This is a genomic window from Pelolinea submarina (assembly GCF_003966975.1).
Taxonomy (GTDB): Bacteria; Chloroflexota; Anaerolineae; order Anaerolineales; family Anaerolineaceae; genus Pelolinea; species Pelolinea submarina.
The window spans coordinates 42413-54582 of record NZ_AP018437.1; the positions used below are offsets into that span (position 1 = coordinate 42413).

General features: G+C 50.0%; 13 protein-coding genes. 4 read left to right on the forward strand and 9 right to left on the reverse strand.

All coding sequences use genetic code 11. From position 1 onward, the window contains the following. Position 1 precedes the first annotated feature (1 nt). Genes Pelsub_RS00220 through folP form a run of 4 tightly spaced genes read left to right on the forward strand, consistent with a single transcriptional unit; the run spans position 2 to position 3722 of the window. Entirely contained in the window at positions 2–538 is a 537-nt protein-coding gene (locus Pelsub_RS00220) for a DUF3090 domain-containing protein (RefSeq protein WP_116225070.1), read from the forward strand. An 8-nt stretch (positions 539–546) separates the two neighbouring features. Continuing rightward, positions 547–1293: an SCO1664 family protein gene (locus Pelsub_RS00225; protein WP_116225071.1), complete on the forward strand. Its 747-nt coding sequence runs from the start codon at positions 547–549 to the stop codon at positions 1291–1293. Between the two features lie 31 nt (positions 1294–1324). Then, positions 1325–2356, forward strand: coding sequence for a homoserine dehydrogenase (locus Pelsub_RS00230; RefSeq protein WP_116225072.1), 1032 nt, complete (start codon positions 1325–1327; stop codon positions 2354–2356). A 1-nt stretch (position 2357) separates the two neighbouring features. Further along, the gene (folP, locus tag Pelsub_RS00235; protein WP_116225073.1) at positions 2358–3722 is read left to right on the forward strand and encodes a dihydropteroate synthase; all 1365 of its coding nucleotides are present in this window, start codon (positions 2358–2360) and stop codon (positions 3720–3722) included. On the opposite strand, the gene Pelsub_RS00240 is transcribed toward folP, so the two are convergent. The 9 genes from Pelsub_RS00240 to Pelsub_RS00280 are packed head-to-tail and all read right to left on the reverse strand — an operon-like array spanning position 3694 to position 12160. Further along, positions 3694–4392 carry a V-type ATP synthase subunit D gene (locus tag Pelsub_RS00240; protein ID WP_116225074.1) on the reverse strand — a complete coding sequence of 233 codons (699 nt, stop codon included), beginning with the start codon at positions 4390–4392 and terminating at the stop codon, positions 3694–3696. The two genes, folP and Pelsub_RS00240, sit on opposite strands and share 29 nt — an antisense overlap. 2 nt (positions 4393–4394) lie before the next feature. Beyond that, on the reverse strand, positions 4395–5804 hold the full coding sequence (locus Pelsub_RS00245; protein WP_116225075.1) for a V-type ATP synthase subunit B: 1410 nt from the start codon (positions 5802–5804) through the stop codon (positions 4395–4397). Next, positions 5797–7629: a V-type ATP synthase subunit A gene (locus Pelsub_RS00250; protein ID WP_116225076.1), complete on the reverse strand. Its 1833-nt coding sequence runs from the start codon at positions 7627–7629 to the stop codon at positions 5797–5799. The genes Pelsub_RS00245 and Pelsub_RS00250 overlap by 8 nt, the downstream gene beginning before the upstream one ends. Beyond that, entirely contained in the window at positions 7622–7963 is a 342-nt protein-coding gene (locus Pelsub_RS00255) for a V-type ATP synthase subunit F (RefSeq protein WP_116225077.1), read from the reverse strand. Before Pelsub_RS00255 ends, Pelsub_RS00250 begins: the two co-directional genes overlap by 8 nt. Beyond that, positions 7956–9020 (reverse strand): V-type ATPase subunit, encoded by a 1065-nt coding sequence (locus Pelsub_RS00260; protein ID WP_116225078.1) that lies wholly within the window; start codon positions 9018–9020, stop codon positions 7956–7958. Before Pelsub_RS00260 ends, Pelsub_RS00255 begins: the two co-directional genes overlap by 8 nt. 3 nt (positions 9021–9023) lie before the next feature. Next, complete coding sequence (locus tag Pelsub_RS00265) at positions 9024–9635, reverse strand: V-type ATP synthase subunit E (protein WP_116225079.1); 612 nt, start codon at positions 9633–9635, stop codon at positions 9024–9026. A 4-nt stretch (positions 9636–9639) separates the two neighbouring features. Continuing rightward, on the reverse strand, positions 9640–9852 hold the full coding sequence (locus tag Pelsub_RS00270) for an ATPase (protein ID WP_116225080.1): 213 nt from the start codon (positions 9850–9852) through the stop codon (positions 9640–9642). Positions 9853–9857: 5 nt separating this feature from the next. After that, complete coding sequence (locus Pelsub_RS00275) at positions 9858–11795, reverse strand: V-type ATP synthase subunit I (RefSeq protein ID WP_116225081.1); 1938 nt, start codon at positions 11793–11795, stop codon at positions 9858–9860. Further along, a complete protein-coding gene (locus tag Pelsub_RS00280; protein WP_116225082.1) occupies positions 11792–12160 on the reverse strand; it encodes a hypothetical protein in 369 nt (122 codons plus the stop codon). The genes Pelsub_RS00275 and Pelsub_RS00280 overlap by 4 nt, the downstream gene beginning before the upstream one ends. Positions 12161–12170 lie beyond the last annotated feature (10 nt).

The following is a 12170-nucleotide window of genomic DNA, read 5'->3' on the forward strand; positions in this document are numbered from 1 at the left end:
TATGGCAAACATTGACCTTTCGCTCGATCCCGTCGATTCCATCACCGTTGACGCTATCGGTAAACCCGGCAGCCGGATTTTCTATATTCAGGGCAAGAAAGGCACTGAAGTCATCAGTCTGATCATTGAGAAGGTCCAACTGCAATCGCTGATCATCGGCGTGAGTGATTTTCTGGAAGAAGTCAGCACCCGTTTCAAAAAAGAGGCGCAAATGGATGTCGACTTCCAGGAAGAAGCCATGATCATTCATCCGCCGGTTGACCCGCTCTTCCGTGTTGGGGATATGGGCTTGGCTTACGATGAATCCGGCGATATGGTCTGCATCATTGCCAAGGAATCACCTGCCGATTTGCCGGCGGAAGAAGGCGGTGTAGTGCGCTTTTGGTGTACACGCGCGCAGTTGTTTACATTGGCTAATTGGGCTGTGGCGGTAATTGAACGCGGCCGCCCCATCTGCCCGCAATGCGGTGAACCGATGGACCCGGAAGGGCATTTCTGCCCTAAAAAGAACGGGCACAAGAAGAACCAGCCGCTCTAACCCACCCAATGAACGCCCGTCCGAAAAAGACGATACCCTCCAAAACCGAAATTCTTGAAATTCTGCGGGAAGGCAAAGCCGACCTGAAAGGCCAATTTGTGTTGGGCAGTAATTACACTTTTCTGGTGCAGTTGAGCCACGGTGGCAAATCCTTTCAAGCCGTTTACAAACCGCAAAAAGGGGAAATGCCCTTGTGGGACTTTCCGGCGGAATCGCTGGCCGCCCGTGAAAGCGCCGCTTTCCTGGTCAGCGAAGCCCTCGGTTGGGAGCTGGTTCCGCCCACCATCATGCGTGCAGACGGGCCTTTGGGTTCAGGTTCATACCAATTCTTTATCGTCCATGACCCGCAGCTGCATTATTTCTCTTTCGACGATGCCACCCGCGACAGGCTGCGGCCTACTGCTCTTTTTGACCTTATTATTAACAATGCCGACCGCAAAGGCGGGCATATCCTGTTGGATGAAAATGACCATCTCTGGCTGATCGACCATGGGCTGTGCTTCCATGCCCAGCCTAAACTGCGCACAGTCATTTGGGATTTTTCCGGCGAGCCGATCGAGAATGAGTTGCTGGAATCGCTGCAAAATCTCCTTCGTGATTTACAGGCGAAAACAGAAATCCAACAGCAATTATCCCAATTGCTCCAAAAAAATGAGATAGATGCGTTAAAATCACGCATAAAATTTTATATCGACCATCCTGTTTATCCCGCGCCGGATGAAAACCAGCGGCAATTTCCCTGGCCTTTGGTTTAAAATGGGAACATCAAAATGAGGTGAAAGTTCAATGAAGGAAATATCTTTTTGTTTAATCGGATTCGGAAATGTCGCTAAAGCCTTCGCGCGCTTGATCGTGCGCAAGGAAGATGAACTGAGTCAAAAATACGGTGTCGCTTTTCGCGTAACTGCCATCGCAACCGGCCGCCACGGGCGCGCCATCGACCCGGCCGGGCTGGATCTGGAACAGGCCTTGAAATTGGCCGACAGCGGCAAATCGCTGGATGAACTCTCCAAAGTGAAGTCACCGGCCAATAATGAAGATTTTATAAAAGCCAGCGGTGCGGATTTCCTGCTGGAAAATTCACCCGTCAATTATCAAACCGGTGAACCGGCCATTTCGCACGTCCGCTGCGCGCTGGAAAACAATATGCACGTAGCCTCGGCCAACAAAGGCCCGGTAGTGCACGCGTATCACGAATTGAAGGAATTGGCTGCCAAGCACAACCGCCGCTACCTGTTTGAATCGGCCGTCATGGACGGTGCGCCCATCTTCTCGGTCTTCCGCGAAGCGCTGCCCGCCACCAATTTGTTTGCCGTGGAAGGCATCTTCAACTCCTGCACTAACCTGCTGATCGAACTGATGGAAGAAGGAAAAACTTTTGACGAAGCAGTCGTTTACGCCCAGTCCATCGGCATTGCCGAAACGGACCCCAGCGGCGACATCGACGGTTGGGACGCGGCCATCAAAGTAGCTGCCATCATCACAGTATTAATGGATACCCCCTTCAAACCCAATCAGGTACAGCGCGAAGGCATCCGCGAATTATCGCAAACCGAAATTCAGCAAGCCAAGAAAGACGGTAACCGTTGGAAACTGGTCTGCCGCGCCGAGAAGACCGAAAAAGGCATTACCGCCAGCGTTGCGCCGGAAATAGTCAGCCCGCAATCACCCCTGTTCAGCCTCAGCGGCACCAGCTCTTTCGCGTTATTCAAAACCGACGTGCTGCCCGGTTTAGGCATTTTGGAAAGCAACCCCAGCCCGGATACCACCGCTTATGGTCTGCTGGCGGATGTGCTTAACATTCTAAAATCAGAATAATATGAAGCCCGAGCGCGTCTTCCTTGGCATTGGTACAAACCTGGGGGACCGTTTGGGTAATTTATTGCAGGCGCAGGCAGCCCTGGCTCCGCAAATCCGGCTGCTGCGCACCTCGCCCGTCTATGAAACCCCGCCCTGGGGCTATAACGACCAACCAGCCTTCTTAAATCAGGTGCTGGAGGTCGAAACCGAACTGGAACCGCAAACCCTGCTCACCCGGCTGAAAGAAATCGAAGCCGAGTTGGGCAGGGTTAAGAATTTCCGCTACGGACCCCGCTTAATTGACCTGGACATCCTCTTTTATGGGGAACAAGTTTACCAATCCGAAACACTCAACATCCCGCATTCCATGCTGGCCGAACGCGCTTTCGTGCTAGTGCCGCTGGCGGACATCGCTCCCGATTTGGTCCACCCGCAGCTTAAGCGCAGCGTTGCGGATCTTCTGGCCGAATGTCCCGGCCGGGAAGAGATAACCCTCTACCAGCCCAATCTCACGGCGAATTGGCCTCATTGGGGGGAGCGCACCTACGTCATGGGCATCCTCAACATCACGCCCGACAGTTTTTCCGGCGACGGACTGCTGCGGCAATCCGACCCCGCCTCCGCCGCGTTAGCCCAGGCGCGTCAATTTGTGCAGGAAGGCGCAGCCATCCTCGACTTGGGGGCGGAAAGCAGCCGGCCGGGTTCCGACACTGTCGACGCGGAAACGGAAATTGCGCGCCTCCAACCTGTTTTGGAATCCCTGCGGCAGGCCAACCTGCCCGCGATCATCTCGGTGGACACGTACAAAGCGGAAAGCGCGGAAATCTGCCTGCGCAGCGGCGCCCATTGGATCAACGATATCTGGGGATTGAAAGCCGATCCGGATTTGGCAAGCGTGATTACGGCCCACCATGCGGGCGTAGTGATCATGCACAACCGCAGTCATTGGCAGGATGTTCGAAACCTGGGCAATCTGGGCAGCACGTATTCCGGTGTCCAATACGATGACATCATTGAGGATATCAAAAAAGAGCTTGGGGAAAGCCTGGAAATCGCAGCCAAAGCCGGTATCGCGCAGGAGAAGATCATTCTGGATCCGGGTATCGGATTCGGCAAGAATTTAAAAGACAACCTGGCAATCATCAACCGCCTGGAAGAGATAAAAAAAATGGGATTCCCGATTCTCATCGGGCCATCCCGTAAGTCATTTATTGGACAGGTACTTGATTTGCCGGTTGAAGAGCGCCTGGAAGGCACCGCTGCCGCTGTCGCGCTGGGTATTGCGCATGGAGCGGACATCGTGCGCGTTCACGACGTGCGAGAAATGGCGCGTGTGGCAAAAATGAGCGACGCGATTATTGGGCGGAATCTTCCCCCTGCATAGCCCATTCCTTCTCGCGGCGTTCGCGCGCGGCCTGGTTCCTGCGGTCGATCAGTTTCTTGGCCAATTTCATTGAAAAGTGTTCGGAACGTTCACGTTCTTCCAGCGCCATGCTGATGTAATGGTATTCAGCCTGCAAACGGGGGATAATGATATGCTCCAGCGCTTTCAAACGGCGGGTCGTGCGCAGAATTTCCTTCATCAGCTTGGATAACTGAAATTCTCCGTCCGCCAGCGCAATCATGCCATCCACACTCTGTTCGTAAGATTCAGCAGCCTCATCAATGACCGGCGAGGTGCCGGTGATACAGATATCGCGATCGTAAAACTCGCGCTGAGCCGAATCGCGTTTGATGCGCGGTACGTGCACACCCATCAACAGCGAATCTTCCAGTTCGATATTGATCTCATGTTTCTTGCCATTGGATGCCGAGCGCACACCTGCTGTACCCACCAGCGCTTCCGCCTTTGCCAGAGAACGCCTGGATTGAGCGGTCATTGATTGCAGATCGGAAGCCAGACGCACAACTTCATCTTGCAGCCGCATGATCTCCTGCATTAACGCCAGGCGTTTCTTATCCAGCAGATCATAACCGGCATGGGTCAGATTCAGCTGCTGCTTATGGGAAAGCAGCTCATTTCGAGTAGTGGAAACGTTGGTAATATCAGCCATTTTTACTTCTTGTAATACCTGCGGATATATTCTTCAGGAATACGTTTGAGATATTGCGCCGGGATTTCAGAGAGCATGTCCCACGACAAATCCAGCGTTTCCTGGATGGTGCGGTTGGAATGTCCCTGACCGACATATTCCTTCTCAAAGCGCTTGGAAAACTCCAGCACACGACGGTCCTGTTCGGAAAGCGAGCCCTCACCGATGATCGTGACCAGCTTTTCCAGGTCGCGTCCTTCCGCATAGAAGGCATAGATCTGATCGGCCACGCTGCGGTGGTCTTCGCGGGTATGGCCTTCGCCAATGGCAGCGTTCATCAAACGGGAAAGGGACGGCAGCACATCAATGGGCGGGTACGTGCCCTTCTGCTTCATCAGACGGTTCAATACAATCTGTCCTTCCGTAATGTAACCGGTCAGGTCAGGGATGGGATGGGTGATGTCGTCATCCGGCATGGACAGCAGGATCAGCTGCGTGACCGAACCGGGATGGCCTTCAATACGCCCGGCCCGTTCGTACAGGCTGGCCAGGTCGGAGTACATGTAACCGGGGTAGCCGCGGCGGGCAGGCAGCTCTTCACGCGCCACAGACAACTCACGCAAAGCTTCGCAGTAGTTGGTGATATCGGTCATGATGACCAAGACGTGCAGCCCCTGCTCATAAGCCAGGTATTCCGCTGCGGTCAATGCCGCGCGCGGGGTAATGATACGCTCAATGGTGGGGTCATCCGCATGGTTCAGGAATACAACCGTGCGTTCCAATGCGCCGCTGGAGCGGAATTGTTCGATAAAGTAAGAGGATTCACGGTGCGTAATACCAATAGCCGCAAAAACCACCGCGAAGGGTTCATCCTGGTCGCCTTTGCTGCTGATGACACGCGCCTGAGCCGCAATTTGGGCGGCTAATTCGTTGCCGGGCAAGCCGGAGCCGGAGAAAATGGGCAGCTTTTGACCGCGGGCCAATGAGTTCAGGCCATCGATGGCGGAAATACCGGTTTGGATAAATTCGCTCGGCTCAATACGCACTGCCGGGTTCAACGGGCGGCCGTTGATATCTTCCAATTTTTCCGGCAGGATAGCCGGACCGCCGTCGATTGGTTTGCCCAATCCGTTCAGGATACGTCCCAGCATGGAATGCGACACGTTCAAGCGGGTCACATCACCGGTGAAGCGGACGCGGGTACGGGAAATATCCAGCCCTTCCGTTGACAGGAACAGTTGGATCACTGCCACGTTGTTATCCACTTCCAACACACGGCCTACGCGGGTGTTTCCGGCCGGATCAACAACCTCAACCATTTCGTCATAGGCTACGCCCGAAACACGTTCAACAAAAATTAAAGGGCCTCGAATTTGGCTGACCGTACGAAATTCTTTGGTGGTCAGTTGGCCGAATTGTTCTTCCTCATGCATTCGACTTCTCCATTTTTTCGCCTAAACGGCTAACTTCAGTATCAATATCACTCATCAGGTATTGCAGCCGTTGAACCGCATTATCCAATTTCAGTTCTTTCATACGGGCGATTTTCTGCAGAACTTGTGCATTGTCCAAATCTTGCAGACTTACACCTTTCTTCATGGCTTCCTGTGCCGCTTCGTGGAAGTGCAAGATAACTTTCATCATCCAGTAGGATTTGTCCAGCGGGCAGAAAGCATCCACATCGTGAATGGCGGACTGTTGGAGCAAATCTTCACGCAAGATGCGGGAGATTAAAAGCACTTCGCGCTCCATATCCGAAAGGGCGTCCTGGCCGATCAGTTGGACGACCTGCTGAAGTTCATGCTCACGGCCCAGAATATTCTCGGTTTCCTTCACCATGACTTCATAATCATCTGAGACTTCTTCCAGGAACCAGCGGGACAAGTCCACCAGGGAAAAGCTCTTGGTCCAGTTAATCGCCGGGAAATGCCGGCGGCGGGAGAGTTCATAATCCAGCGCCCAGAATACGCCAGCGATACGCATGGAACTTTGGGTGATCGGATCAGAGAAATCACCACCGGGAGGCGAAACTGCGCCAACCAGAGAGATGGAGCCTTCACGTTCCTCTTTCTGTTTTTCTTTCGGTTCACTCTTTTCATCTGCCGGGTGAACCGTATCCAGGCAGCTCACGTGCCCGGCGCGTTCGTAAAATTCGGCCAAGCGGGAAGCCAGATAAGCCGGGTAACCCTCTTCGCCAGGGATCTCTTCCAAACGGCTGGAAACCTCACGCAAGGCTTCGCCCCAACGGGAGGTTGAATCCGCCAGCATCAGCACGTCATATCCCATATCGCGGTAATATTCGCCAATGGTGATGCCCATGTAAATACTGGCCTCACGCGCTGCCACAGGCATGTTGGAAGTGTTCGCGATTAGGACAGTACGGTTGATCAGCGGAATACCGGATGAACGGTCTTCCAACTTGGGCAGCTCGTTCAAAACCTCGGCCATTTCGTTGCCGCGTTCACCGCAGCCAACGTAAACCACCACATCCACTTCCGACCAACGTGCCAGGGATTGTTGGATAACAGTCTTACCCGTACCAAAACCGCCCGGGATAATGGCTGAACCGCCTTTTGGAATCGGGAATAGCAAGTCAATAACACGCTTGCCGGTAACCAATGGTTCCGTTAAATCCAGACGCTTGTGGAATGGGCGGGCCATACGAACTGGCCAGGATTGTTCCATGAAAACTTTCTCATGTTTCTTATTCTTCGTTTCCACAATGGCCACATGATCTTTCAAAGTAAAAGATCCAGTCTTGATTTCGACTATGCGTCCGGAAATACCCTGCGGAACCATCACACGGTGTTCAATACTTTGGGTCTCGGGGATCGTCCCCAAAATCGTACCGGGGGTGACCAGGTCGCCTTCCTTGACTACCGGGGTGAAATCCCAGGCTTTACCCATTGCCAGTGAAGATTCACTGATACCGCGTCCCAAAAAGCCGCCCTCTTTTTTCGCCAGGGTTGTCAGGGGACGCTGTAAGCCGTCGAAAATTTGGCCCATCAGGCCGGGGCCGAGATGCGCGACCAACGGTTCACCGGTGTTGTAAATCGGTTCATCCATACGCAAACCGGATGTGTCCTCATAAACCTGAATAGTGGCCTGATCGGCATTCAGACGAATCACCTCACCGACCAGTTTTGCTTCACCCACCAACACCATATCATGTAAGCGGATTTCATTAAAACCAACCGCGCCCACAACAGGGCCGGCGATTCGCTTTACTTTTCCGGCTTGTTTTTCTAAATCATCCATTACTTTCACCTTTGAACCTAATTTGAACGCCAGTTGCATGACGGATCATTTCGTAAATATGTTGTTTCCGAGTCCGATCGCTATCCAGAAGGACCTTATCCGGAATGGTTACCAGAAGCATTTCATCGGATGCATAAATTCTTTTTCTCAGTTCCGGAGTCAGCATCGAAAACAAATCATCATCCAGCGCCAACAGTATTCCTTCTTTTTTTGCGAGCCAGGAATTAATCATACTTTCAACCGTATCGATATCATCCACGCCAATAGCATCCACTCCGGCTAATCTGAAGCCATCCACCTGATCGGATTTGGTGAGGACAATCATCTTATTCATGCGGTTTTTCCAAATTCTCTTTTATATAACCTGGTTCAAAGCCGGATTGTATTCCTTTTGCAATCCAGCGCAAATTTCTAATTTCGCTTTTTTTCATAGAGGCATACCCCAAAGGAACGCCAATTCCCAGGGGATATTGTTTAGGCAACATGGACAACCAATCCAGCGAATACATTCGCATCTGATTCTCGAACTCACTTAATAGTTGGGATTCCTGATAGCATTGCAGCGCAATCCGCAAGAATTTTCCATACTTAGTGAAGAACAGTGCCTCGATGACCTTGGTCACATCCTGCATTTTTGAAAGCCGTATCAGTTTGTGAGTCGTAATATTGCCCGGATTGATCAGGAAGGATTCAATTCCGCTTTCGATTTTGCTGTAGGCATCAGGCGCGCCGACAAACCGGAGGACAGTATTCAAATTTACAATATCAGCTTCAATTGCGTAGTATTCCCGCAAAATGCGGATGTCCTCGGAATTTCCGTTCAGATCAATATTAATTTGAGTAAAATACCATTTCTCCAGCGCCAACTCTATTTCCGCCGAGGTCAATTTCATCGATCGGGCTTTCAATTCCATTAAAGGTTTTGCTACCGGTAACTGGTACACCACGATTCGGCTGATTGCTTCATACACATCTTTGGATTTCGCAATTTGCAGCAAAATCGGATTGGAGATGGTTCCCAAAGGAGAAAAAGAACTGGTCACATCTTCAATATGTGCTTCGTGCGATAATCCCCGTAGAATCGCTTTAATATTTAATAAGTCCATGCGTCTGAAGATAACAGACACATTCTCAAGCGCATTCCCTTCATAGAATCGGTTTAGGTCGGTGACAATTTTTTTCAACTCGCGCTGCATGGCTTCCGCAACACAGCCGTAGCCGTGCGCATAAGTAAGCGCCATTTCAACGGATTCCTTATAGGGAGTTTTAGTCAGTGCGGAAATAAAACTGTCGATGGAGGTTAAATCCGAATATGACTCCAACGTTTGTATAGAAAGCAAGCGGGAGATTCGTGCTCGTAAACGCGTATTTCCATAATCATACAAAGCCATTTCTCAGCTCGAAGCGTACTTCCTTTCAAAAAATATCGATAAATTCTGCTTTATATAAGGCGCAGCATGTTCAAACCGAGATTCCACCGTGTTTAGGACAAATACTTTATTATCTTCAGTTTCTGCATTACAACCACCGGAGCATTCAATATCAAATTGAATTGAGACAGGCTGCTTATACTGCTTAATAATGCGCTCCGCTATTTCCTTATCACGCGGATCAAAATGGAAAACCATTTTTTGGTTCCGCAGTAAGGAAGGCGTGATGGAATGCACGGTTTCTGCGACAAGGTTGGAAAGAATTTTTTCATATTCCTTCTCTTTGCGCAGTTCTTTGAAACGTTTTTCCACTTGATCCAGCACACTTTCGATCAGTGTTTGGCGCGCATCAGCATGAATCTGCAATGATTGGATTACTGCCTGTTGGCTGATGAGAGCCTGTTCGCGATTAAGACGCGTTTTTCCATCCGAAAGGATACGGTTCTTCTGTCCTTCCGCTTCCTTTTGGACTCTTACAAGTATTTGAGAAGCTTCTTGTTCAGTTTCATGCTCGATTTGAGCAATCTGCTGATTTCCAGCTTTTTTTATGCCGTCTAGAATGGCATCTAATTCCATTAGATTATCCCAACAAAATAATAGCAGCTACAGCGAAACCGAGGATAACCAGAGTTTCAGGAATAGCGATCAGAATAATGACGGAGCCGATCAATTCCGGTTTCTCCGAAATTGCGCCCACACCGGCAGAACCGATTGCCCGTTGTGCCAATGCGGTTGCCAGGGCAGTGATACCAATTGCCAAAGCGGCTGCTAATGCCTTAATTGCTACATCCATTTTTATTACTCCTTACTCATTTCCTTAAAATTTGATGGTGTGAAAACTACATTAATCCTCTTTTTGAATGGTGAAAAAGAAGATTGTCCGCCTTCGTAGAACTTTCTGAAAAACTCCACGTACTGCAAACGAAGGCTTTGAATTGTCGGGCTGAGCATTCCCATGACCAGGTTCAATGAATGGATCAGCAAGGCGATCACCACACCAGCTATCGCGCTGCCGACCATGCCGGCCATATCATTGGCAACTTTCGCCAAGAAAACTGAGGCCAAACCCAGCGCCGCAATTCTAAGATAAGACAATATATTTCCGATGACCCCCACAAATTCAATAGGGCCCATGATAATACCAGTGCCGCCCATTGAGACGCCCATGGCAACCAGACCCACAGCTAAAATGATCCAGCCGGAAATATAGTATCCGTCCGGTAATTTCTGAATAAGCGAAAATCCCAGCAGGAACAGGCCTGCCAGGGCCACCAAAGTGCCGCCCCGTTCCAAAAAATGGTTGCGGCTTTTTTGCACAATTGAGTTCCATACACCTATCAGGAGGCCCAGCACAATATGGCCTACACCCACTGCCAGGGCCATAATCAACAGCGTGGTAAAGTTCGCGGAGTCTGAACGGCTGAACCAGATCGGTTTCAAGCCAACTACCTCGCCCAACGTACCGAAGTATTCACCATACAAAACGCCAAACAGGATCGACCAAAGCGCTCCCCATTTCAGCGCTTTCAGGAAATCGCAAATCAAGCCTGCTTTAACTTTCTTGCCCACCAATAGCGAAATAACCAGCATGATAATCCCGTAACCCACATCGCCAACCATCATACCGAAGAACAGGGGCATGAAGAAAGCCACCAGTGTGCCGGGGTCCACATCGCTGTATTTCGGAACTGCCCGCATTTTTACGAAGTTCTCAAAGGGTTCCACCATATCAGGGTTTTGGGTTGCCACCGGAATGGTTTCACGCAATTCTTTGGGAATATCAATCACATTCACGGTCACATTTTTATTGAAATTGGAAGCGAAAATACCACGCAGTTCTTCAACATTTTCTGCCGGTACCCATCCGAAGATCGTAAAAGTGTATTCCGTTTCGCCTAATTTGGAATAAGCCTCAAATTCATCGACACGGTCTTTGCAAACCAATTGCCAGGTGCGCAAGCGCGGCAGCCATTGGGCTGCAATACGTTCCAGCCGCGCGTCAATTTCATCCAATTCCTGATGGTCCAGCTCAACCTTTTTACCGATATGCTGTACGGCTTCATCCGTACTCAAGTAAGCGTATTCTTCCGGGAGGATTAGTTGAGTAACCTTTTCATTTTTCATGAAAGACTCAACCTGTGAAATCATTTCCAGTGGGAAAATACCGATAATGGCATTGGTGGATTCCCCCACTCGGACAGAAATCATCTCGAATTTACCGCGCGTCATCAATTTCAATTGCTGCGCCAGCATGTTCATGGCCCGCATTTGAGAAGTGTGCACCAGCGCGCGGATTGAAGCGTTGCCCGACTTCTTGGAGGATTGCGGCATAACCGGGGCAATCACATTAAGCATTTCATTGTATTTGGACAATGAAATCAGTTCATCCTGGATAGTCTTTTTTCTGTTGTTCAGATACTGAACCTGGGCGGTTACGTCGGCTACTTTGCCTTTGATTCCCAGAATATCGTCGTCTTTGGTCAGGGGAGCTTGTGCCTCTGTTTTAACCAGGGTGGAAAAGAGCTCAATTAATCCATTAATACTGGCAATAAGGATATCCACCTCTTCGCGTTCGCTTTGCATTTCCTCTGTCAATGAGAAAGGCTGCACCATGGCATCCGGTACATTGCGGATGTCATCCAACTGCATCTTTCCAAAGTTATGCAAAATCGGAATTACCTTTTCCAGGTATTTTTTCATCCCCCAAATTTGAACGCGATCCATCTCAAGGATCATTTTTCCTCCTGGTTCTCAGTGCCAAAAATCAATTTCAGGATATTGTCTGCGGCCTCATTCTCGAACTTCTTCCCCACTTCCTCAAATTTCCCTGCTTCGATTTTTGCTTTTGCAACGCGGTCGGTAGCTTCTTTTTCAGCCTTGGCGATACCGTCTTTGACCATACGATCACGTTCTTTACGCGCATCCTCAATGATTTGGGTCTTGCGATCCGTTGTGCTGTTTTGCGTACTTGTGATTTTTTGGTCAGCTTTTTCCTTGGCTGATGCAATTTTCTCAGCCATTTCAATTTCAAGCTGTAGAATTGTTTCCAATGATTGCTGCGGATTTACTTCGTCTGTAATTTCAATTACTTTTTGTTTCATTTACGCATTA